This window comes from Scytonema hofmannii PCC 7110, assembly GCF_000346485.2.
GTDB classification, from domain to species: Bacteria; Cyanobacteriota; Cyanobacteriia; order Cyanobacteriales; family Nostocaceae; genus Scytonema; species Scytonema hofmannii.
The window spans coordinates 1-24,253 of the sequence record NZ_KQ976356.1 but is presented as its reverse complement, the minus strand read 5'-3'; the positions used below and the strand labels follow the sequence as shown (position 1 = coordinate 24,253).

Here is a 24,253-nt window from a genome sequence, read left to right as displayed (position 1 = left end):
TAAGCCAAACTTACAAGCATGGAACAGTTTCAGTTCCATTACGGAATCGCCTCACCAGAATTGGGTGGGGCTTTCTCTTTACATCATCGCCAAAATTGACGTGCTAGTCTATCAGATAAATCATGTGATAAAAGTTGCTGTGTCTAACTTTAAAGACACCGCTTAAAAATTTTGAAATTTGAACTAATTTACCCATGATGCAAGATAATATTGATTGCATCTTGAGTGCTAATTTTGTGCTGTATAGCCATCCTGCTCATATTAGCTTCTCCGCTAGCATGAGCTAGAATAACTGCCTGAATAATATTTGGTGGGAAGTTGAGATCGATTTTCCTATTTTTAATAACTAGTTGGTGTGGAGATTGAACAAGAACACTTTCTTTTCTTCTTGAAAAATGTATCTGACGGTAGCGTTCTTTTCTGGGTATCCACAAACAATTACCTGGGGCAAAATCACCTTCGTTGTCTATGCGCGATATAACTGTTCCTTCAGGTGCTTCACCCATATCTTTTAAAAACTGAGTGAAGCTGTTGCGCCAGGATGCATCAACCTCGATACCACATCCACCATAGTATCTGTACTGATAGTGATTTTTGTTATAACAAAGGCGTTTGATATGTTGCCAGGAGTTGTATTCGTGGCTGTTGCACTTACCGTGGATAGTTTTCTCGGTTTTACCGTTTTCCCTGAGCAGACATCCACAACTTTGCGTCAATCCTCTTCTGAGGCTGCTTTTGTTGATGTATTTCTGAGTCTTGGCTTCGCAACTGCATTTAGTAAGAACTAGCGTTTCACCTCTTGTTCCCTTGGTTTCGATTTCAGAGATGACAGTTAACCTACCAAAAGTGGTTCCAACTGGAATTGGTTCGGTTTTTCTTTCGCAACCGCAGTTTGTTGATTTACCGTTGGTGAGGGTATGAGTATAGACAAGTTTTTTAGTTCCGCAATTGCACTCTACAAATACTTGTCTTCCTTGCTTTTCTAAAACAGTCCAACTACCAAACTTTTCGCCTATACCAATGACTCGCTTGTTTGTCTCCATAACCAGTTAAAATTCATATTATCCTGAAAATAGTGGTTTAGACAGCTACTAGTCTTAACTTTCGCGGATTATTGAACCCGTAATGGCGAATGATTTGACTTTCAGTTTTCTTGTTATTGCAAGGTGTGTTGTCGGTTGCAGTTTGGAACACCAAATTTAACCACTGACAGTCTGTAATCGCGTGCAGACTATGTAACTCGAAAGGTTGAATAATAAACCTATCTCCCTTTTTAGCAATAAATTTTGTTGGTTTCTTATCGAAAATGTTGCAGGTCGTTACTTCAACTTCTCCTGCTATGATGACGAACAACTCGTGATTATCTTTATGGTAGCGATCGCCGCGAGTTTGTTGGGCGTGGGTGATGGTAAAGTTAATTTCCGAAAAGTTTGTTGAGTCAAGGTCGCTGTTTGACAGCAGTTCTCCCAAATTGTCTTGAGCGATTTCAACTGGTGGTAATACTTTCATTTTCGTACTGCTTATAGATGAAATGCAAGTTTGTAGTCTGTTTATAAGGATGGCATTAAAAGCTAACCATTCGTCTGCCTAAAGTGGTTCGATATGATTCCCAAATCTTTTGAACAGTTTTTGGAACTTGTCTGTTCTTATTTGAACTTAAAAATCATATTTCCGTGAAATTATTAATTCTATACTTATTCCCAATATATTAGTATTCTTACTATTTGTTAAGGTATATTTTTGAGTTTTTATTAAACTATTTGTTGATTTATGTAAACTTTTATCAGAGCAATCTTTACTATTTATTTATAAATAGTTATTAGTAAATTTGCCCAAACTCAATTCCACTGTAATAATGACTGAAGGAAGGATAAAGGATGAAGGATGAAAAAAAGAAAGAGATACCTAGCACGAGGAAAGTAACGTCATTATTCAAGCCCCCAGATTTATCTTGGTGGTTCATACTTCATCCTTCATACTTTAGAAGGTGTTTGTTGCAAATACGAGACGAGTTATTCCTATGAGGCTACTGATAGCTAACTTCAAAGTTCCATTGCCTTTGGTTGAGTTTGTCTGGGTGTGGCCGCCGCGACGGTTTCACGTTGACGGGTGGGTATATTCTCGGTAGGAGTATACTGTTGCTTGATTTCTTCCCCTCTCCAATGTTGCAGGTCTTTCATAATTTCTTTAAGCGGAACAAAATCAATGACTGTTTCTCCTTTCTTTTCAGCTTCATTAGTCTTATAGTTTAAAATCTTGAAGTACATCTCGCGTTGAACGGCAATTGGTAGCTTGCCGTCGTTGTCCTTTATTCGTTCGAGAATTTCTTCATTACCTTGGTTCATCGCCCCTCCCCAATTAGGACCACCACGTTTGACCATGTTCGCCCATTCCTCAGCAATATAGGGATGAACCTTGACGGGGATATCACCAGCTGCTTGTACTGGTTGCTCTTTGGATTCTCGTGCAGTTGCGGCAGTAGGTTGTTCGTTACCAAAGATTTGTTCTAGGTTGAGTTTTTGGGCGTTCTGGGCAATAAACTTTATCTGGTTAATATCGTAGTCAGAGATATTCATCTTGCTGACTTCTTTGGTAATACCAGCTTCGGTTTTAGTCAAGTCAAACCGGAGGAGTTCTTGAGTTCCCTTTTCCTCAGTAGTTTTAAACAATTGCAGGCTGGCTCGATTGTTTTCAGGGTCACGCGATCGCCTAATGGTAAAATCGCCTACTGTAAGTTCTTCTTTATCAGCTTGGATGAGGACGTTGTTCAGGGTATGTAATAACTCGTTTTGTTTAAATACCTCTAGAGTTTTGATTGTACCAGCAGGTGCCAGACTCCCCAAAGAGTTTGCAATATCTCGAATATCGTCTTTACCCAAATCAGGGAGTTTGCCGTTGTCGTTTAGTTTTTCTGCCACCATAAGAAACTCCTGACGTTCGACAGGTAATATCTCAGTGGGCTTTTTCGTTATTTTGGGTTCTTCCTTTTTGTTGAGTTTAAACTCCATTAAAGAGTTTTGCCATCCAGATAGTTCATCACTGCGACGGTGAATGCCGATCGTATCTCCCTCTTGCCGAATCACAAACGCATCGCTGCGGTAAATACGCGAACCGTCTTGTTCGACAGTACCGTACTTTTTCAACATTGCAGTTGCCGTTTGGGCAATCTCCTTATTCTCCCCGTTAAACCGTTCCGAACGTGCTTGTTGGTTCTTAATCTGATAGACAGGGACTTCCACCTGACGCGCCCATTGTTGTGCTGCTGGTTCTACGCCATCCGAGTTAGCCACCTCTTGATAAGTATATTGAGGTGCGTAGGTAGATTCTAACTCTTCTTCTGACGTGAAGAATTGATTGCGACTGGGGTTTTCCTCTACCTCTTCTTCAACCTTTTTTTGAAATGGCTTGCTGTGAGAAACTTCCTCTACTTCAACTTTCTTTTGAACTTGGGGAGTTTGCTCTACTAATGGAGTTTCTGTTTCTAAATTATCAGTTGCTTGAGTTTCAGCTTTTACGTCTAATGCAACAAAATCGACTGTTTCGACAGGTTCGTTTGTTTCTACTGACTCTACCGATTGAACTTGATTAATTTCTTCTCGCGTAACAGATATAGCTTCAGGAGAATTTTGTTCTCCATAAGCCCAACCGTCAAACTCTTCATAATTATCTGGTGGCAAATCGATATCGGGAGGGTTGCTGATATCGACATCATCTAAAAACCCTACAATATCTTCTTCTTCGTAATAACTGACTGCTTCTGGTTCAACTTCATTTTTAACTAGATTGTTATTTTCATTTAACAGTTCTGACAATATATTGTCTGCAACTGCTGACAGATTTTCTTCTATCTGTTTGGGTTGCTCTTCAAAAGTATTATCTGTTGCAATCGCTATGTTTTCACTATTTACTAATAGCTCTTGCTTCTCCTCATAAGTTTTAATGATTTCAGAAGATGGGGGTAGTAGTTTTACGAGTGGTTCGCTTGCTACCTCCATAATTTCGTCTTGAGTAAGCGTTTCAGTAGCCAGATTGGTTGTACACTGACCTTCGCTATTTTGCTCATAGATAACGATTTGCTTAGATAAACTATCTGATTCTATATAAGCAGTAATCCTCAGGGGACTTTCACCTGAGTGCTGGTAATTATTCCCTAAATCAGGTACATCTTTCACTAATCTAGCACCAATAGTTTGAGCTTGATAATCAGTTAGTTCGACACTTTCTCCTTCATTAATGACTTTTGGTTCCTGGGGGTTCGTTAAATCTACCTTCTCCCATTTATATGCTCCAGGTGTAGATTCATCGGGTACGAGATTGTAAGTATCTTTTCCAACCTCAACAGCTATTTTACTAACTTCGCGAGCTTCTTTGAGCCTGTTAAGAATTTCTTGTGTTATTTCGGTAACAGCATAAACTAAAGCTTTGCTTATACCTTTTAGCGCTTTTCCTGTACTACTAAGTGTGGCTAAATACGATTCTTGAATTTGGGTTTGTCTTGGGTCAAACATATTAATTTTATTATTGATTGAGGAGTTTATTGTTCGGTTATCTCATCTTCCTGGTTGATTGTAATTGGTGTTAGCGTTCCATCCGGGTGACGATGGTGTAGTTGACCATTATTATCAACTTCGACTGTAGGTATTCCTCTTTTGTGCATTCGCGCCATCGCATCTCTCACTGCTTGTTGGGCTAGTGCTTCATGTTCTTGGGGAGTTAGCTCAAAATAATTTTTTTGGAGAATGTTGTTGTCACTGTTTGTACTGCTCATAATTGAAATTCTGAGGTTTACAGGTAGATCTATGCGACTATTTTACCAATCTCCCTCGATGAGCATTTGCTGCTGTGGCGCTCCACAAAGAATTTAGGAGTCAGGAGCCAGAATTCAGCATAAATCACCAACGAATTTGATTCTGACTTCTGGATTCTGAATTCTGAATTCTTCTTCATAGTGCTGTTGGTAATCTATCAAGTAGTACATTATGTAGGTATTTGACAAAGACTAGTTGATTATCAAACCTGATGATAATAAGTTCGGGACGAGCACCATCTGAGTAAAACTTATCGCAGTAAATATTATCTGGATTAGTGCGATCGCAATGGTAAACGAGCAGATTATCGAAATAGTGCTTTTCAATGTAGGGAGGAAACAGGTGATTCCAGCGTGGGAAGGATTTGTACTTATTAATTTCTGCTTCTAGTTGAGGCGATATCATCCTAAAAGGCTCCTAGAAAAATGACTTATAAGCATCAACTGGCAATGGTGCATTACCTGCTTGTACGGGTGCTTGGGGAATCGGAAAACGTTTATCTACAGACGATACCCTCAAATCTAAATCTTCTTGAGTAGGTTTTCTTTGGGTACTCTTTCTCGCGAGTTGTTTGATAACCTTGTCCCAATTTTCATCATTTTGTTGTTCCAGCCCAATGATATGTTTAGGAACTTTGATATTTTTCAATATGGGAACTGAACCTTCATTTCTATTACTATAAGCAGGGTTAATAAACAAACATTTACCAGGTGGTAATTTGAGAAATTGAGCAGGCTCAAACAATTTTCGAGTTCTCTCTTGTTCGGAGATTGAAGTAGAGGCTTTACCCCCTCCCGTCGAGCGAGATTTCTGCTTATATTTGATTTCTTCTTCTCCCAAATACGCAGAAAATAATCGAGCAGATTCTTCTTCACCAGGGTTAAATACAAACTTTGTACCGCAAGCACCAAGGATTGCTTTAGAAATTTCCTTCCCGTAAATCTTTTCAAGCTGACCCATGTTTTGCCAACCCAAAATACCGCAAAATCCTTCACTTCGCGATTCGTTCAACCACTTAAATAAGTCTGGAAGAAAAATACTGGGAAGCTCGTCCAAACATACAATGAGAGGACCATGTTCCTTTCGTTTTTTAGCGATACTGCGCGAGACTACCATGTGCAGAATACTGGTCATAAGGGGGCTAACTGCATCGCGGCGTTCCCGATCTAACCCGAAGATAATCATCTGCTTGCGTTTGACTTCCAAGGGTAGGGTAGTCTTACCGACAAAGCAACCCAACGTACCTCTAGCCATAAATCGGGTGAACATTAACGAAGCTGTACCAGCGATACCACTGACAGTTTTTTCAGAGCCAGCAGAGCTAAAAAGTTGACCAAATGCTATACGTACCCAAGGATTTAGGCTTGCTGCCATGAGCCGCTCCACCATCTTTTCGCTACTCAGTATGGCGGCGGCTGTCATGATGTCTGCATGCTCACCAAATTCCTTGGCTAGCATAAGAATTGCCTGCGTGAGCTGGTCACCCGCAGGACCGAAGAATGCGTCCTCGTTCCCACCACCCAAAACTCTAAAGTTCTTGTTAATGACTGTAGCCAACTGCCGCGCAGTTTCAGCATCGGAGGAATCGCGTAAAAAATCGATGGGGTTACAAACTTCCGATTCGGGAAAACCGGGCGCAAAGACGTGTACATCATAACCTTTAGATTTTGCGTAACTGGCAATCTTCGCTTGCGATGGATATTTAAAGTCATAGAGTACCACACCGAATCCTTGGTCAATTGCCGAGTAGAGCATGGGGTTGATAGCAGAAAAAGATTTACCGCTACCTGGCGCTCCGATGACGGCTGTTCCTCGTTGTACGTCAGGTACGTAAAGGGGAACTCCCCCACTCCCCTTGGGTGGTTTTTGACCTTTATACCTGTGTACTCCAATATACAAGCTGGCGCTATCGCATTTAGGAGAGGCAATTTGCTTCTTGGCTTTTTTCTTGGCTTGGGCAGTTTCCTTTCCTCCGCCCCAATAACTAGTAGCAAGTTTGCCTTTTTTACCATTACTAAAAAGCTGTAAAAGTAATATTAAGCCAATTCCACCTGCAAGTGCTAAACCTTGAGGTGACATCAGCTTGTCTGTATACTTACTAAAATCATAATGACTACTTTTATTACCAGCCTTGACTTCCCTAACTGTTTGAGTTTTGGCGGTTGCAAAAATATGATTATTCATATTAATGTGGGTTAATTTTGGGTGAGGACTGGTGCGATCGCGTCATGTTTCGCTTTATTAAAGAACCGCAGAGACGCAGAGGACGCGGAGGAAGAGAGAGGTAATAACCAATTTTCGACATCTTACCTTCGTGCTCTTTGTGTCTTTGTGGTTAAAAAATATTTTTGAACCGCGAAGACGCGAAGAGCACGAAGAAGATACTTGTTTTTCAACCATCTCCTTGACAGGGTTAGTTGAGGAAACTTAGGGCGTTACCTTTTTCGGTACGTTAAGGGGAGTGCCAAGGATAATTGAGTCCATCTCGCGATAGGTGAAGAAAGGAACGGGACCAATGAAGTAGGGACTGCAGCCCAAATCAGGGAAGCCGCGCTTGCAGATGCGGAAGAACATCGCGGTGGTGATGCTACCGTCGGCTTCATTAATATCCCAAATGACTTGTTTGAAGGATTTTCCAAAGGGGTGTCGTCCGGTAGGTTCCTTTCCACCGTTCAGTTTGCCTAATATCCCAAATCCGCCTTTCACCTTTTGGTCTTTCCCTGACATCCATTGTGCGCCAGTGACAATATTGCTCCCAGCAACTTCAATGTGACCGCATTTTTTCTCACACGAGACATTGAACCCAGCTTGATAGCTACCGCTTATTGACTTCCACCGTCCGCCTTCAAGCGAACCCAGAGGTAAATCAACCTTACCGATAAAGCTAACATCGGGAATTGGTACGCTGGGTAGCTGGTCAAACGGTACATCTGCTAATCCTGGCACGAGAGCGATCGCAGTATTTTGCCAGTTGGTAAAGTCTTTTAGCTGGGCATCTTGAATACCAGGAATGCTGGTTAGCTTATAGTTATCAAGTTGAACATATTTACCGAGTTCAGCTTCTCCCAACTCTGGGTAGTTGTCCAGCACCTCACCAACAGTTTGGTCATCTACAGCACTCCCTGTAACTTTAGTCACTAGCTCTTGAATGGGTAGGATGGCTCCAACTTTTAAATCTTCAAACTTGGGAATTGCTTCAGCAAGGTCTTCGAGTGTTTGCCACTTGAGGGTTTCAAAATCTGACAGTTTGAAGTTGTTCAAGTTGATTCCCGTGATGTCCGCAATATCTGTGAGGGTGAAAACTTCAATATTGAATTCAGTTGCCTCAAAATCCCCTAATTCCATAACTTCCGATAGGCTTTGACCTGCAGTCCAGGTACGTAACTCCTTCATACCGGGATTTTTGATATTGGGAAATTCAACGCTACCCGATCCACCAAATTTCATATTTTTAAAGGTCATTTGGCTCCAATCGGGAATAGGAGCGCCGTTGACGTATTTGGTAGCAATCGGTTGTGACTTGGTTTGTTTGCTTTTTGTCAAAGTATTCAAATTTGAATTATTTGTAGATTTGGTGGGCGGTGTTAGCGCCACAGCTGGTTTGCCCAGTATAAATTCATTAATCCTGCCACTGATATTGTAAGTCCCTCCAAACCTAATCATTCCATGTAAAGCAAGCCCAGCAAACAAACCTGCTGCCATCAGATAGCGCCAAGTATCCAATTTTTTCTTTTTATACTGAATTGCTAGGTCTTTCCGACTACCAGTAGTTTTTTCGATTGTTCGTACTGGTACAATTGCAGTCACCTCTGTCTCCGCTATGATATCTAGAATTTGGTTGTCGGATGTCAAGTTTTCGTTATACATAGTTTGCTATTTGATTTATCAGTAAAGAATTCAGGAGTCAGGAGTCAGAATTCAGCATGAATTCTGTACGACTGGTGGATGAATAAACGGGTTTAAGACTTATGATTTGGTGGTGCTTCTAGGTGGTGGATCTGAATCCCCTACTGATTGATTCTGACTCCTGTATTCTGACTTCTGAATTCTTCTTCATTGATTTTGATTGAGGACAAAGTTTGATTGAGCCGTGGTTGGAGTTGCGGTAGGTGGATTGTTGCGTTGTGGTGGTTGTACTTCGATGAGGCGTTTTCCACCTAGCAGCATGAGTTTTTCTACTAACTGCATTGAGACTCCAGCGCTGTTGGCTGCTACCACCAGTTCTTCTCCAAGCGATCGCAATTCCACAAGTTTATTGAGTCGCTGCCAAAGTTTGCTATCTCTTACCACCCACTGATTAGATAGTGCAACTTGCATTCCTCTAGAAATGTACCGACTGTCTGAGAGGGCTGTGTAACTGACTTTTGGTTTAACTTCTTCAGGTTTGCTAGGGGTATCGCCAATAATTTCAATTTGGCTGTATTCTGGTTTTCCACTGCCAGGTACAATCCGGAAGTGATAGCTTTTTCTAGTTGACCCAGATTCGGTAATCACCGTCATGTGCGCCCCGTAAGTAGCCTGCGGTAGACCGGGGATTTTAACTTTTTCGATGCGACGAATGTGAATTAATCCAGCGCCCGTACTCTTCTGCGAACATCTCCCCAACCCTTCCAAACATCCATCTACGTCAAAAACAAACTTTGAAGGGTCATCCAACCAGATTTTCTTGATAATTTCCCCGGTACGGTAAAATGAAATCGATACTCCGTGTCCGTTCCAAACTTTGACGGTTTGTAGTTGGGCAGTTTCTCCAGTGACTTGAGAAGCTGCAACTTTGCGGATAATACTTGCACTGGCAGGTAAATTTGTGGTGATTGCGGCTGCAAACGTATAAAAGCCAATCAGACCTAATCTGGCTAAATATTTCAGCTTCATAGTTTTATCGACCTGTTAACTTGAATGGTGATTCTGGTATTTTTAGGGATGTACCAAACGTTTGGTCTGCTGGTGATTTCCTTAGTAGCCTGTTCGGTTCGCTTACCGACTGTCTCGCTTAACCTACCGAAGAAACCTTCTATAAAGGCTCCTGTCATATTACGATTGTTATTGCGGCTGCGGGTTCTTGTTCCACCCAAAGGCAAATCTTCCGTGACTTCTTCATCAGGCTTATTCATAATTTCTCCAACTTTGGCAAGCCCAGCTAGCGCACCAATAGTCGTGTCATACTTAGCGATTTCTGGTCCCTTGTCATCATAGGGTTTGGCAATGAGAGGCGAACCTGCTTCTCCTAAAACAGATATTGTGCCAGGTGATATTGGATACTCAGTCCCGTCCTTGAGAATGGCTGTGACTTCCGCTCTTACCCCTGATGAGCCATCAACTGAAAGCATTGAAATCGTTACTTGCGTACCTGCAGGTATGGCGATTTCCCCTGTATTGCTGTAAAGCGGTTCCTCCAACTGAGCGACAAACCGCAATGTATTTGTTTGCTCTGGGGAACGGTTGTTATTGTTACCTTGTGGTAGTAGGAGGGGAGTGACTAAGGTTGCACTGGCAAATGAACCAACAACCAGATACTGAGGTTTTCTTTCTTCTAAAATTAATGCTTCTTCAGCTAAGTATCCATACGCGACTGTTTCAGATTTATTGTTTTCCTTACTACTAGCATCACCATCTTCTAGGGTATTTTCTTTGGTAACAGCAACTTCCCCAGGACTTTGTGTTTCTTCTTGTAATAGGTTATGTGCGACTGGTACGGTCAGGCTGTCTTCCCCATTATCAATGTTAGAGCTATTGTCGTTGATTACAGGTTCCCAGCGTGGGCGGAGTTCTTCAATTTCTTTGGGGGTGTTGGTAGCTGTTTCAACATTCTCGCTGCGACGATTGCGGCGGCGACGAGGGCGGGTAGTACTATCATCAGCAGTTTCTTCTATTTTAGGAGTGGCTTCTGTGGTTGTGCTGGCGATTGCCCAAGGGGCAGCGGCAAAGCCGAACGCATACTCAACTCGACCGACATTGCCCATGCTACGCAGGCGTTCGAGTTCGGCAAGTGGGTCTTTGGCTACAGCTTGACTTTGGTTGTTGCTTACCGCCGTTGCCAGTAGGGAATTTCCAGAATTGTTATTGCGAGGAAGTTTTGGTGCAGCAGCAGTAGGACGAATGGGGGGTATGGGTTGTTGAGCTACTTCTCTACGCCTCGGTCTAACTGGTTCGGATTCGCTTGCTTCTCGGTTTACCCGCCGTCTGGGAGGAGGTGTTTCTTGAGCAACGACCCTTTCCCTGACTCTACGCTGGCGAACGGGACGCTCTTTCTTATCATCTTTATCTTCATCTTTCTGAGATTTAGCGTCTTTTTCGTCCTTTTTAGCTTCATCTTCTTCAATTCCTTCCCTTTTCTCCTTACCATTTAGCGCATCAAGTTCTTCTTGTTGCTTGGCGAGAGCGAGCTTAGCGTAAACATCTCCTTCTTGCTTGTCAGAAGCAGCAGTGGGAGTAGGGGTAGGGGTAACTTCTAAAGTTTTAGCGCTTTTGCTACCACCGCCGTTCATTATACCATTGAGCATGAGAAATAGAAGTAGAAATCCAGCCCCAAATGCACCACCAATAATCCCCATTCTTGACCAAGGAGAGGTAACAAAATCGTGTTTAGTTTGGACTGCTGCGGGGTCCTCTCCATTGCTTTCATCATCTACATCTGAATCTAAACTTTCGTTTTCCTCCTTTAAAACTTCCTTATCTTCATCAATTGGTAAAAGGCTGTCTACAGATGGTAACTTCTTCTCTTTATCATCAATTGTCAAAAGGTCATCAACAGAAGAGACTGTATGATTATTGTGGTGCTCATCTACTAACTTTAACATCTTCCTAATTCAAACTATTAATTATTCAATAACTACTCTCTTCGGTAGTGCAGGATACCTATTTCTTCCTTCGCGCCCTCTGCGCCTCTGCGGTTCATTAAAACATAATCTCCCAACAGGAATAACAACTAATTACTTTTCTTTTTTCCCAAGATTATAATCAACAATTTCCATAATCTCCAAACCAGCTTCTCGTGCCAAATAAATCTTTTTATCCAGTTCAGTAGGATTTTTAGGTAACTTGGGAGTATCAATAGCTTCCACAGTAATTGTTTTATTGAAAGCTACACCTCTGCCTTGATTTTCATCTCTATCAAAGCTAACAATTGTACCGATATAATCAACCTCCCATCTTCCATCTTTAATTTTTCTGGGTTCGGAAACATATCGCGTAACCAGCGAAACTTGAATCTCGCCGTTGAATACTCCACTCGGAACGAGTTCAGCTAACTTTTTGAGAAAATTTGCTCTAAATTCTTTCTCTTCAGACAGTGCAAATGCTGCTTCCCAAGCTTTAGTTGGAATTTTCCGGCGACTATTTCTTGTAGTTTGAATGTCCACCCCTTTATCGGGCTTAGTGATATTTTCACCATTCTCCGACGCTTGTATGAGTCCATTCCAACCAAACATTTCAATCATGCTGTTGGAAATAAATCTTTTGATAGTTTCGTTATCGCGATCGCCAGGAGCAGCGAATTTACCATTTGAGATAGAACCGTCTTTCATTTGAATGATAGTCATGCCCTTTGTATGACGGTTTATCCCAGAAACCATTCCTAAATTTACCAACAATAACAACACTCCGAGAAGAGTTCCTCCTGCCGATATCAGAAGAGCGATCGCAACTGGTGTAGAAGTCGATTCACCGTAACTGAGGAGACGAGCTGGTTGGGACTTAGACTTAGCTTTCAGCATAATTATTGTTAATGACAAAAAGAATTCAGGAGTCAGGAGTCAGAATTCAGAATAGAATTAGCATAGCTTGTTAGTAGCCTACTAACTTCCTCAAGCTGAGGCATTAATCCTGACGTATCACCATATTTAAGGTCATTTGAAAGAATTAGATAGTAACGACATTCTTCCAAAGAACCTTGTGCAATGTTCAAAAATCGTACTTTATCTGCTGCTCCCTTTTTCTTAAATCCTTCTGCTATATTTGCAGGAATGGATACTGCTGCACGTCTAAATTGGGAGGTAAGCCCATATATTTCCGCTTTAGGGAACTCACCAGTAAATTGATATACTAATAAAACAAACTGATGCGCTTTTTGCCAAACTATCAAATCTTGAAATGTCCTAGCAGGTTGTCTCATTTCTTCTAACTCCTAAGTTCTGATTCCTGAATTCTAACTTCCAACTTCTGACTCCTGAATTCTAACTTCTGAATTCTGAATTCTGACTCCTGAATTCTGATTCCTGACTACTTTTTAAATTTAACTTTTGACCCAATAAATTTAGTGGCATTAACAGCAGTTGTAGAGGCTGTACTTGCTCCACTAGTTGCAATTCCGGCTGCAACTTCGGCTCCAAATGATGTAACTTTACCCAATCCCGTCCAAACAGCGAGTCCACCACCAGCAGCAAGTGCAGATGCCAGAATGGGGGAAACTAACCCAACGAAAAGGAGAAATATCATAGGCTGGTTTTGTTCCGAGTCAGCAATAAGTTGTCCGCACAAACCGATGATGATGTTGAAGCAAAGTTTCGCCATTCCAACGGTGAAATAACCAGTTAACCAGGCGAAAATAGGTTTAATACCAAAGGGGAGTAGCGAACCACCAATTGCCAATGGACCAAGGAGGGCGGTTAGAAGCATCGTGAATTCGATACCCCACTGGTAGGCGTTATTGAGGGCGAGCAGGATAACTGCAACAAACCCGGTTATCATCGAACCGATGGTGCTGGTGATAGAATTACCAACTTTTTCCAAGACTTGACCGGGAGAAAGATTTTCGAGTGCGTCTTTAGCATCGGATAGACTTTTAAGGGGGTTAAACTCCCAACTACCACTATCAGGAGCACTTCCTTTAAATAAGTCAGGTGCAGAGGTTTGGAGTTCAGCTTCTGCTTGCTGCAAGCAGGTAATGACATCTTGTGTGTTACCTTGAATTGAGCGGCATCTTTCTTGCGCTGCGCCTACTTGTTGCTGAAGGGCGATATTACCAACTGCGCGGTTGAAAGCGACTTCCAGGTTGGCTCCAGCAGCAGTAAACTCTAGAACATCGTTATTGACAATGTTGATGTAATTCCGTATGGAAAGCGTTCCAGTTCTGAGTAATGCGCCATTGTTAGTTAACAGCCCGACTACAATGATGGGCCATATCCAACTGGAGAGGGCTTTCATGTCCTCTTGGTTTATCCAGCTTTTACCCAGTTCCACCATGTATAGGGCAAGTGTTGCTAGGGCAAAGAATTGACCGACTTTGCACATTGAGCCGTACAGGTTGCCGTTGAGAGTTTCTTGCCAAAGCTCGTTAAACCCTTCAGCTACTAGTTGCGCTCCGCCAGCAGCATTCTCTAAAATGTCTTGTCCAAAAAATGGGTCAGTTGCAATTACGAGATGTTCTAACATGACACTTAGTTAACAAAAAAGAATTCAGGAGTCAGGAGTCAGAATTCAGCTTGGGGAATTTGTAGCTCTTGGTGGATGAATAAACCACACTAAATTTTTAATTTGGAGGTGCTTGTAAGAGACGAACCCTTCAACTAATTGATTCTGAATCCTGTGTTCTGAATTCTGCATTCTTCTTCAAGTAGTGGTCATCCCATTCCAGAGATGACCCTTCGGTTACAGTGAATTATTCACCTGCTGTAGTTTTCAGGCTGCTAAATCCAGCAATTTCCAGATACTGAGCGTTGATGCCGTCCATCATCAGGTTTTGACGGCGGCGATCGCTTGCACCTTGTTCGGCAATTTGAGATAGCATCAGGTTAGTTTGCTGGGCGTCATGCCGTGCTTGCAAACCATCAGTACGGGATTGTCCCAACATAGAGACAATTTGTGAGTTTTGGGCTGCAATAACCTTGAGGATGTTTTGTGAAGCATCCATTGTTTGTGCAGATTCCGCGAGTTCTTTCGCTTCGGCTACAGTTTGTTCGGTGACTTCAATTTCCTTTTTGGTACGTTCCTGCCCTTGCTCTCCCAGGACGCTCTCAACTGTGGCGCGGGTGGTTTCACGCTCTAGTTCGTTTGCAGCTGATACTGCACCTTCGACAGTGTTGCTTTCGTTCCAGTTACCCTTACCTTTAAGTTGGTCTTTCAGTTTGTTGGCACTGGCAACGGGGTTGGGCATATCCATACTACCAGTCTTAATAGCAGAAGTGGCTTCGCTTTTCATCCCACCCCAAGCTTCATTAACTGCTGCAGTGAGTTCGTTTTTGGTTGACTCAAAATAGCTATTGAGTTCGCCCAAAATCTCATTAAAGAAATCATCGATTGAGAAGGCATAACTGGGGGTTGTACTGAATAGAGTCACCAGACCAATTGTTGACCCGATGATTATTCCTTTCTTAGGAAACTTCAACTGTGGTTTCATACTTTCTGTAGATAAAATAACCAACGTGGCAATTAAAGGAGAATACAGAATTCAGAAGTCAGAATTCAGAATCAAGAATGCAATTAGTAGGAGTTTCAAATTTTTGATTTAGTAAGATACTAGACCATCTACTCGACACCTCAGCTTAAAGAAGCATCGGAATTCTGACTCCTAGTTTCTGATTCCTGAATTCTGACTCCTGAATTCTGAATTCTTAATAATTGTTTTGCTTCTTCGCTTAACTCATCTCCCCGAATCATCTGTACGTATGCCTGGGAAAATCTCACCATTCCCACCATTGGGTTATTGGCATATTTATTGAGGAACAGGGTACGTAGTTCTTGCTCGTTCGGGTTGTTTGCTACTGCGGCAAGTAGGCAATAAGCAGGGTAATACCTACAGAAAGTAAGTTTGCCATTGTCATCAAGTAACCACTGAGAGTAGATACTTTCGCGTTTGGGGAAGAATGCTTCGGTGGAGTTGCGTGAGATAATTTCATAAGGGTATTTGAATCTATCTACAAATGGGTCAACTGCTGATGTTTGAATCCGACCGATAAGACGGGTCGTGAGGTTGGCAAATATTTTGGGAGCAGACTTGCTTTGGAAAATACTTTCTGGTTCTTGTGCTGATAAAATAACACGTATACCAGCCTTTGCACCGTTGGCACAGAGTCTGCCAATAAGTTCGGCTATACTCTCGAAGCTAAATAGAATTGGTGCTTCGTCTAAGAAGAATATTGAGACTTTAGACGACAATGCTCTGCGTAATGCTGCGGAATATGCGCTGAGGGCAAGGACAGCTGCATCGGCTTCGCTACCAAGCGATCGCAATGCAAATACCAAGAGACGAGCATTAGTTCTAAAGCTAGATGGGTTGGCAATTGACTGCCCAACTCGAGAGTTTAGCCAGAACTTCAATCGCAATCTAATTTGGTCGAGGGCATCAAGGATTTCTTTACTATTATTAGTAATCGAATCTAATTTTATAAAACCGGGCGAACACATATTATAAAAATCTTTGAGGGTGGGAATATCTGCCCATTCGGTGGTTCCTATCCCGTTTTCTAGTGCTAGCTTATACCTGAGTTTAATATCTTCATCTTTGAAGAAAGTTTCAATGGCGATTGTCAGAATACTTTCGATATTTGATATCGTTGTGGGACTGACTCCTACAGGATTTGTCCCCAATACCATCGTCATTAATGTTGATTTCAAGAAATCTTTGAAATCGGTCATTCTTTCCTTAATAACTTCAGGTTCGTATCCTCTCAAATCCGGGACTTCAAATAAGTTGTTTGACTCTTTACTAATATCGAAATACGCTCCTTCTTCTCCCATAAATTTGGTATAGTCGGTAAACGTACTGGTACCATCGGGTTTGGGATAATCAAGTGCAATGACGGGGATACCTTGAGCCAAAGCTGGTGTTAACAACCCAGCGACTAATACGGATTTACCAGCACGGGTGGTACCGAAAACTGCGAGGTTTTTGTGCTGGTTGTACAAGTCGAGATGTACGGGGGTTCCTCCTTCTTCGGCGATTAGCTCGAACCCAGATTTATCTCCTGTTGCGGTTCTTACTATTGGCATGAGTCCGGGGACTTCTGAGGAGAAATAGGGTAGGCGACGGTTAAAGGGTCTTGTGAGTAGGTTTTCCCAAACAGTAGGTATACATTGCAGCCATGTTTTCCAAGCATACTCAATTTCTCTATCGACTACAGCAGGGCGTAAGAAGCAGCTAGATAGGTATTGACAAGCTTCATCAAGTTTTTGACGACTGTGACGATGGATACAAAAGACGACAGCAGTGTGGATGGGTATGGAACCTCGGAGGATGGTTTCTTGCGCCTTCACTGCTTCTTCAATATTTATATTGGCTTTTACGTCAATTGACCCCTTTTCAGAAGACATGGCGCTGGAGGTAATTGACTGTTTGGTTATTCTTTGAAGGGCAGTTTTGGCAAGTCCTTGGTTGGCTTTAGATAGCTGGCAGATAATCTCAGTGTCGGAGATTTTTTCTTTGGATATGACTTCCCACAGGTAGCGAAGTTGTGCGTATTCATCAACCCAGCCTTGGGGCTTTTCGCTAAATTGGAGAACGCCGATATATTTGTCTTGGAGTCTTATCCAACTGCGATCGAGAAAAGGAACGGATTTTTCGTTTTCCAGCATCAAATGACGAATGTGGAAATCGCTGGTTTGAACTTCTCGAAGCCCATCTTCATCCAATATGAGAGGGTTGGGAACTTTAGGTACTTCGCTACGGTTAAACTGGTTCCAAAGAATTGACCAGACTTCCTCACTCGTGACTGCTCGTACTGAAAGTCCCATTGAGTTCGTAAAAAGTTGCTCCCACCGTTGGAATCCAGAGGTAAAACTATCCCGTAGGATTGTTTCGATTCGTTCTAGCCGGACACCGTGAATTTGACCGGTAAATTGGAACCAGGTGTTCTGCAACTGCTTGATAGTTTTTTCAATTGTGTCATGCGATCGGCTATCTTCAGAAGCAAGGATGCTGTAGGTACACCAGAAGCGTAAGAACTTGTTTTTGCGGACACCTGCAGAGGTGAGTTCTCTGGCTCGCAGGCGTTCTGACCGTACTAGCAGGGTGAGTTGCTCTAAGTTGCATTTCTCTTCTATTTTCTTGAGTTCTTGCTGCCTTTGAGAGTCATCGGTGAATGAGCCAAGGTGAATTGTTAGGGTTTCGCGATCGGGTAGTTCTTTGAGTCCACCTTCAATATTTTCAAAGATGGGGATAATTTGTTCTTCGGGTAAGGATGGGTGAATCCCTTGCACGTCGAAGCAGAACTTGATTTGAATATCTTCTTTTTTCTGGAGGATGAGTGCGCCGATATCTTTACGACCAGCAAGCGAAATACTTGCAATTCCGGCTAAATGGGTAATATCCTCAAAGGGTGTCAGGTTTTTGACAACGCCTAATTGTTCGGGGTCGAGGGATTTTTTACCAATTTTATCCTTTGCTTTTGAAGTGGTCGAAGTCATGGCGTGTAGTTTCGTGCGTCTATATTTCTTAACTCTTGAAGTTTGGGAAGCGTTTTTTGGGCTTGCGCTTTTTCTTAGGTTGTGGGGGATTTACGAGGGAGACAAATGGTTTATAGCCACGGGTGATGCGGGGTGTGCCAACAAATTTACCGAAGAAGGTTTTGTTGGAGGATACCGTCCACCAGGTTGCCCATCCCCAGGCGGTTGTGATTCCGGTTGCGAGCCAGGAAGCTTGCATAAATCCTTTGACTACTATGTAGGAGATGAGAGCGATCGCACTCCAGGGGACAATTTGGTCAGCTGGGAACGGTCCGAGGCGTGGTTGGTCTCCTAATACGCGGTTGACGGTGCGAAATTCCCGTTCTCTTGTCATTGATTGTGAAAGGAAAAAGTCAAATTTTGGAATTATGATGAGTGGCACTTTTTGAACAAGTAGTCAGGAGTCAGAAGTCAGGAATCAGAATGTAGTTTAGGAATTCTTTGCAAGTAAATAACTTGCGGCTTGGTGTCCCCTACCAAATTTTGGATTGGGTGGTGCTTCTGGGTGGCGAGTTTTATCGTCAACTAACTGATTCTGACTTCTGAATTCTGACTTCTGAATTCTTCAAGAGTGCCACTCGTGTGGTGGCATTTTTGACGAGTGGCGTATCAACCAGTAACCAAACCAGCTAGGATATCGCCAACAACAACAGTTAGAGCAACAATGATAGGTGTACGTGCTACCGTTTGCCAATCTTCGTCGTTTCTGGCTGATTGAACGACCCGGATCAGACCAATACCGAGGTAAATTAGGAACAAACCGCGTAGTACCGCGAATACGTATTTAATAATTGTTTCGTCAATACCTTCAAAGTATTCGGTAAAGAAGTCTTCAGCGTTTTGCATGAACTGGGCGTTTGCAGGTGCAGCCATCATATCAATCATGAATACTGCACCTACCAAACAGAACAAGACGGTATAGATATTGATGCCATATTTACGCTGCCATTTCTCAAAGTTGGAAAGTAAGCTGTTTGCTTCCTTAGGTAGTAGAGCTACAATGGCAGTTCCAAACGCGAGTGATGCCATTACCATGTGGTGAATGGAAATATCTGCAATCATCAAACCAGTACCAACAGCCATCAGTCCGGCGATGCTAGCGTTTTCTTTCCAGTTGCGCTTTTTGCGGTGGGTGGGAGCGGGATAGCCGTATTCTTCTTCGTAGCTGGGAACGCGGTCATTTTCAAATTCAGGTTCGTAGTATGTTCTCATAAAAAAATAGATGATTTCGGGAATAAATGGTTGAAAACTTGTAGGAGTAATTGCGCTTCAATTACCCTTTTTCTTAAGCTTCATTTCTCACCCTACGGGTTTGGCAGAAGATTCCGATGCAAAGCAACAGGAACGCACTGCCTCACTTTCTCTGCGAGAATTCTTTATGCGCTTGTGAATCTATTCTATGAGGCAGATATCCGTAAAAGCATCTAAAAAATTTCCATTTTTAGACACTATATTTTTCAGTAATTACCAGGAAAAAAATAGAAAAAAGTTGATTGACAAACCTTAATAATTAAAACAGAGCAGGATTTCACAATGTTTGACCCTTGGCACTTCCTATACTAAGTAGATATCAATATCTACCCCTAATTCCGTTATATTTGTGATCGCAACTGTAATGTACCTCTACTTTCCTTTTCTCGGAGTTTTTCCGCAATTGGTAATGTTCTTCACCATTGAGTATCATCGTGTCAATGATCGGATTGCCTGGGATATTGCCAATACACATCTTCCCGATTTAGAAAAAGCGATTTGTTGGCTTCTTCAGCAACCAGGCATTAAGCCGAGATCCTTGTAAAATCATGCAAGATGGTCTGAGAATACTGCTATGTCTACCTTTTAACTATTCTTGAAAAATTTGTGCTACACCATGAAGCGTGAACATACGGTTGACAGGGGATGGGATTAGCAACTTACGTTAAATAACTAAAGCAATTTTTGTTATGTTAAGCAATCTGTATATTATTATCTATGTATTGTGCAAAATAATTGAGGCTGTATGGGTAATGGTGCCGCAGTAAAAAAAATCCTAATTCTGGCTGCGAATCCAAAGGATACACCTCATTTGCGCTTAGATCAAGAAGTACGTGACATTGAAGAAGGTTTGGAGCGAGCGCAAAAACGGGATCAATTTGTCATTGTAAAAAAAACAGCCGTGCGTCCAAGGGATTTTCGTCGTGCGTTGATGGATGTTAAACCGCAGATCGTTCACTTTTGTGGTCATGGTCTCAAGCAAGAGGGTATTGCTTTAGAAAACGAAGTCGGCAAAGTTCAGCTGGTTAACGCCAAAGCACTATCAGGGTTGTTCGATCTGTTCTCAAAACAGGTTAAATGTGTGCTGCTCAATGCTTGTTACTCGGAGGAGCAAGCAGAAGCTATTAGCCAACACATAAATTATGTAGTTGGTATGAATCAGGCAATTGGAGATAAAGCAGCAATCGAGTTTGCGGTGGCGTTTTATGATGCCTTGGCAGCAGAAGATAATGCATTGGAAGCTCCAGAGTCCGTTGAATTTGCTTACAGACTAGGTTGTAGTGCAATCGAAATGGCAGGGGTTTCTGGGAGCTTAATACCTGTTCTAAAAAAGAAACCTAAATCAACAGTTACTGCCTCTGAGAACAGAACAAACACTTCTGGGGAAGAAGTATCAGAAGCCAAGTTAGGTATGGATGTAGTACCAAAGTCAGTTACAAAACCTGCGAGAGTTTTTTTAAGTTATCGCAGCGAAGAACCTGATATGGGACTGGCTCATACGTTCTACGACGCCTTAAAGTCTGTAGGACACAAAGTATTCATGGCAGGGGAAAATATTCGTCTGGGGGAAAACTGGGCACAGCGAATTTACGAAGAACTGGAGCAATGTGATTACTTTATGCTGCTGTTGTCTCCGCAATCTGCTTTTAGCGAGATGGTAACAGAGGAGGTGCGACGGGCAAAGGAGCTAAGTGAACTGCGTTCTCAGCGAAAGCCCGTTATTTTACCAATTCGAGTCAACTTTCCTCTGAAATCGCCATTAAACTACGAGCTGCGAGCGTATCTCAGTCAAATTCAGCAACGGGAGTGGCAAGCAGCTGATGACACCTCCAAGATACTACAGGAAGTTCTGAATACCCTAGCAGCAGGTGAGGAACCTCTATTGATTGAGCCGAGGGAAGTCTCGCTTCCTCAGGCAGATAGTGACCCAGATCATCCTCCCTTGCCAGTAGCAGAGCCAGAGTTACAAAGGGAGCCTGGGGGAACAATTCCACTAAATTCTAGCTTGTATATAGAACGATCTCCCATTGAGACTGATTGTTATTGGGAGATTAAGCAACCAGGTGCGCTGATTCGGGTGAAAGCGCCAAGGCAGATGGGTAAAACCTCGTTGATGGCAAGAATTCTTAATCATGCTCGGGAGCAAGGTTATCAAGCTATATCGTTGAGTTTTCAGCGAGCAGATAGCACTTTATTTGTCAATTTAGATCGGTTACTCCGATGGTTTTCCGAGCAAGTTGGTCGGAGGCTGAAGCGACTGAATCAACTAGATGACTATTGGAGTAAGGGTACCAGTATGGATAAGTGTACCTTCTACTTTGAGGAGTGTTTGTTAGAGGAGCTTGATAGCCCGCTTGTCTTGGGACTAGATGAAGTCGATCGTGTATTCTCTTGCCGCGAAGTTGCAGATGATTTTTTTGCGCTTCTACGTTCCTGGTTTGAAGCAGCTCGAATCGGTGATTACAGTAGCGACCTTTGGAAAAACCTGCGGTTGGTAATTGTGCATTCAACTGAGGTTTACGTGCCTCTTAATATCAATCAATCACCATTTAATGTGGGTAAAAATATTGAGTTACTAGAGTTTAACATCAACCAGGTGAAAGATTTGATGCAACGCTATGGACTAAATTTCTCAAAAGAGCAGATTGAACAATTGATGACGTTAGTTGGGGGACATCCGTACTTGGTACGAAAAGCTCTCTATCATATTCGGCGACGGGATGTGACGTTAGAGCAATTGATGAAAGCAGCTCCTACAGAAGCAGGAATTTACAGCGACCACTTACGAAGACACTTACTGAATATACAACAGTATCCCCAGTTGATGGAGGCGTTACGCCAGGTTGTAACGAAAAGTAGACCTGTTGAAATCGATCCAGAACCTGCTTTTAAGCTTGATAGTATGGGATTAATTAAACTACAAGGTAATGAAGCATTACCTCGGTGCGACTTATATCGACATTATTTTCGCGACCACATAAAGATTTGAGCATCAAATGGTGAGATGAGTATGGCATCCAACTCGGCTTACAGATATCAGGTTGGTGGAAGTTTAGAGCAAAATGCTCCTAGCTACGTTGTACGACAGGCTGACGAGGACTTCTACGAAGTTCTGAAAGCAGGCGAGTTCAGCTACGTGCTCAATTCTCGACAAATGGGCAAGTCAAGCTTACGGGTGCAAGTGATGCGTCGGCTACAAGCAGATGGGGTGGCTTGCGGTGTAATTGATATCACGTCAATTGGTAGTCATGACATTACTCCTGTAGAGTGGTATTTGGGTGTAGTACGAAGGTTAGCACGGAGCTTTAGAACCAGCGTTCAGCCACTTGGATGGTGGAATGAACGTGAAGGACTTTCACCTGTGCAACGTTTGAGCGAATTTCTTGAAGAAGTGCTGCTTGCAGAAATTCCTCAAAAGATTGTCATCTTTATTGATGAAATCGACAGTATCCTTAAGTTAGGCTTCAAAGACGACTTCTTTGCTCTAATTCGGTCTTGTTACAACCAGCGTGCTGAGAATCAAGAATATCAACGTCTCACATTTGCCCTGTTGGGAGTGGCAACCCCCTCAGACTTAATTCAGGACAAGAGTCGAACGCCGTTTAATGTTGGTAAGGCAATTGATTTGAGGGGATTTCAGCTACAGGAAGTTCTGCCGTTGGTTAGGGGATTGGAGAAAAAGGCAGAGAATCCGCAAGAGGTGTTAAGGGAAATTTTGACTTGGACTGCTGGGCAACCGTTTTTGACGCAAAAGCTTTGTCAATTAGTTACTGAGTCTCCTTTTTCGATTGCTACGGGTAGTGAAGCAGAGTTAATTGAGCAGTTAGTGCGATCGCGCATCATCGAAAACTCGGAAGCTCAGGATAAGCCAGAGCATTTAAAGACTATTCGCGATCGTATTCTTAGCAATGAAGAACGAGCAGGTCGATTATTAGGTATATATCAGCAAATCTTGCAGCAGAGAGAAATTTTAACTGATAACAATCCCGAACAGATAGAGTTACGGCTATCAGGGTTGGTAGTTGAGCATCAGGGTAAGTTAAAAGTTTATAACAGAATTTATGAGTTGGTTTTTGACCTCATCTGGACAAGCAAGGCATTAGCCAAGTTGCGGCCTTATGCAACGGCAATAGAAGCTTGGGTTGCTTCAAATAAAGACGAATCTTGGCTATTGGGTGGGCAGGCATTGCGGGATGCCCAAATATGGGCAGATAACAAAAGCTTAAGCGATCTTGACTATCAATTTTTAGCTGCCAGCCAGGAGTTGTCTAAGCGAGAAGTTCAAATTGCTTTGGATGCTGAGAGACAGGCGAAGCAAATATTAGCTCAGGCACAACAGAAAGCAGAGCTAGCTTTGGAGGAAGAGAAGCAGGCAAATCAGCGATTGGCTCAGGCACAACAGAAAACTAAGTGGCAGATGGTTATCGGTGCTGCTGTCTTGGGACTGTCCCTAGTTGGAGCAGTAGTTGTGGTTGGTGATGCTAATCAAAAGCTAAATTCTGCAATTTCAGCGCGAGATGCGGCAAATCAAAAGCGAGATTCTGCAATTTCAGAACTCAACCGTGCAAAGCAAGCATTACTTTCTATAAATTTAAAACTAGAAGAAGCAGAAAACGCTCGGAAAGTTGCACAAGCAGCACGTGAGACAGCAGAGCTGAATGTTCTGCAGGTTAAAAAAGCTTTGGAGGGAGAGAAGGTAAACCTTCATAAGGTTAATCGGGATATTAAGCAGAAAAACATAGAACTACAGCAAGCACAAGCAGCACGTGAGACAGCAGAGCTGAATGTTCTGCAGGTTAAAAAAGCTTTGGAGG

The 24,253-nt window shown here is 42.6% G+C and carries 19 protein-coding genes; 3 read left to right on the top strand and 16 right to left on the bottom strand.

Annotated features, from left to right (window positions below; translation table 11 throughout):
• Nucleotides 1-188: 188 nt before the first annotated feature.
• The 16 genes from WA1_RS50415 to WA1_RS50340 form a co-directional block, all read right to left on the bottom strand.
• Entirely contained in the window at nucleotides 189-1,043 is an 855-nt protein-coding gene (locus WA1_RS50415; protein ID WP_017740911.1) for a hypothetical protein, read from the bottom strand.
• A gap of 37 nt (nucleotides 1,044-1,080) precedes the next feature.
• Nucleotides 1,081-1,509, bottom strand: a complete 429-nt coding sequence (locus tag WA1_RS50410; protein ID WP_017740910.1) for a cupin domain-containing protein — start codon at nucleotides 1,507-1,509, stop codon at nucleotides 1,081-1,083.
• Nucleotides 1,510-2,042: 533 nt separating this feature from the next.
• On the bottom strand, nucleotides 2,043-4,508 hold the full coding sequence (locus tag WA1_RS50405) for a hypothetical protein (protein ID WP_017740909.1): 2,466 nt from the start codon (nucleotides 4,506-4,508) through the stop codon (nucleotides 2,043-2,045).
• Between the two features lie 26 nt (nucleotides 4,509-4,534).
• A complete protein-coding gene (locus WA1_RS50400) occupies nucleotides 4,535-4,768 on the bottom strand; it encodes a hypothetical protein (protein WP_017740908.1) in 234 nt (77 codons plus the stop codon).
• A gap of 175 nt (nucleotides 4,769-4,943) precedes the next feature.
• Nucleotides 4,944-5,213 carry a hypothetical protein gene (locus WA1_RS50395; protein WP_017740907.1) on the bottom strand — a complete coding sequence of 90 codons (270 nt, stop codon included), beginning with the start codon at nucleotides 5,211-5,213 and terminating at the stop codon, nucleotides 4,944-4,946.
• A gap of 12 nt (nucleotides 5,214-5,225) precedes the next feature.
• Nucleotides 5,226-6,992: a type IV secretory system conjugative DNA transfer family protein gene (locus WA1_RS50390; RefSeq protein WP_017740906.1), complete on the bottom strand. Its 1,767-nt coding sequence runs from the start codon at nucleotides 6,990-6,992 to the stop codon at nucleotides 5,226-5,228.
• 243 nt (nucleotides 6,993-7,235) lie between these two features.
• Nucleotides 7,236-8,675: a hypothetical protein gene (locus WA1_RS50385; protein ID WP_017740904.1), complete on the bottom strand. Its 1,440-nt coding sequence runs from the start codon at nucleotides 8,673-8,675 to the stop codon at nucleotides 7,236-7,238.
• A gap of 186 nt (nucleotides 8,676-8,861) precedes the next feature.
• Nucleotides 8,862-9,683 carry a hypothetical protein gene (locus WA1_RS50380; RefSeq protein ID WP_017740903.1) on the bottom strand — a complete coding sequence of 274 codons (822 nt, stop codon included), beginning with the start codon at nucleotides 9,681-9,683 and terminating at the stop codon, nucleotides 8,862-8,864.
• Nucleotides 9,680-11,608 carry a TrbI/VirB10 family protein gene (locus WA1_RS50375; protein WP_017740902.1) on the bottom strand — a complete coding sequence of 643 codons (1,929 nt, stop codon included), beginning with the start codon at nucleotides 11,606-11,608 and terminating at the stop codon, nucleotides 9,680-9,682. Before WA1_RS50375 ends, WA1_RS50380 begins: the two co-directional genes overlap by 4 nt.
• 132 nt (nucleotides 11,609-11,740) lie before the next feature.
• On the bottom strand, nucleotides 11,741-12,523 hold the full coding sequence (locus WA1_RS50370; protein ID WP_017740901.1) for a hypothetical protein: 783 nt from the start codon (nucleotides 12,521-12,523) through the stop codon (nucleotides 11,741-11,743).
• 32 nt (nucleotides 12,524-12,555) lie between these two features.
• A complete protein-coding gene (locus WA1_RS50365) occupies nucleotides 12,556-12,921 on the bottom strand; it encodes a four helix bundle protein (RefSeq protein WP_017740900.1) in 366 nt (121 codons plus the stop codon).
• Between the two features lie 107 nt (nucleotides 12,922-13,028).
• The gene (locus tag WA1_RS50360) at nucleotides 13,029-14,180 is read right to left on the bottom strand and encodes a hypothetical protein (RefSeq protein WP_017740899.1); all 1,152 of its coding nucleotides are present in this window, start codon (nucleotides 14,178-14,180) and stop codon (nucleotides 13,029-13,031) included.
• A gap of 226 nt (nucleotides 14,181-14,406) precedes the next feature.
• Nucleotides 14,407-15,144 carry a hypothetical protein gene (locus WA1_RS50355; RefSeq protein ID WP_017740898.1) on the bottom strand — a complete coding sequence of 246 codons (738 nt, stop codon included), beginning with the start codon at nucleotides 15,142-15,144 and terminating at the stop codon, nucleotides 14,407-14,409.
• A 140-nt stretch (nucleotides 15,145-15,284) separates the two neighbouring features.
• On the bottom strand, nucleotides 15,285-18,149 hold the full coding sequence (locus WA1_RS50350) for a hypothetical protein (RefSeq protein ID WP_017740897.1): 2,865 nt from the start codon (nucleotides 18,147-18,149) through the stop codon (nucleotides 15,285-15,287).
• 28 nt (nucleotides 18,150-18,177) lie between these two features.
• The gene (locus WA1_RS54375; RefSeq protein WP_081403194.1) at nucleotides 18,178-18,522 is read right to left on the bottom strand and encodes a hypothetical protein; all 345 of its coding nucleotides are present in this window, start codon (nucleotides 18,520-18,522) and stop codon (nucleotides 18,178-18,180) included.
• Nucleotides 18,523-18,797: 275 nt separating this feature from the next.
• Nucleotides 18,798-19,400 (bottom strand): hypothetical protein, encoded by a 603-nt coding sequence (locus tag WA1_RS50340; RefSeq protein ID WP_017740895.1) that lies wholly within the window; start codon nucleotides 19,398-19,400, stop codon nucleotides 18,798-18,800.
• Nucleotides 19,401-19,788: 388 nt separating this feature from the next.
• Between WA1_RS50340 and WA1_RS59140 the strand changes: the two genes are divergently transcribed.
• The 3 genes from WA1_RS59140 to WA1_RS50325 all read left to right on the top strand — a co-directional run.
• Nucleotides 19,789-19,983, top strand: a complete 195-nt coding sequence (locus WA1_RS59140; RefSeq protein WP_201789261.1) for a ribonuclease HepT family protein — start codon at nucleotides 19,789-19,791, stop codon at nucleotides 19,981-19,983.
• A 201-nt stretch (nucleotides 19,984-20,184) separates the two neighbouring features.
• On the top strand, nucleotides 20,185-22,428 hold the full coding sequence (locus WA1_RS50330) for an AAA-like domain-containing protein (RefSeq protein ID WP_017740893.1): 2,244 nt from the start codon (nucleotides 20,185-20,187) through the stop codon (nucleotides 22,426-22,428).
• 21 nt (nucleotides 22,429-22,449) lie between these two features.
• Nucleotides 22,450-24,253: AAA-like domain-containing protein (locus tag WA1_RS50325; RefSeq protein WP_201789260.1), on the top strand; the 1,804-nt coding region annotated here is incomplete at its 3' end.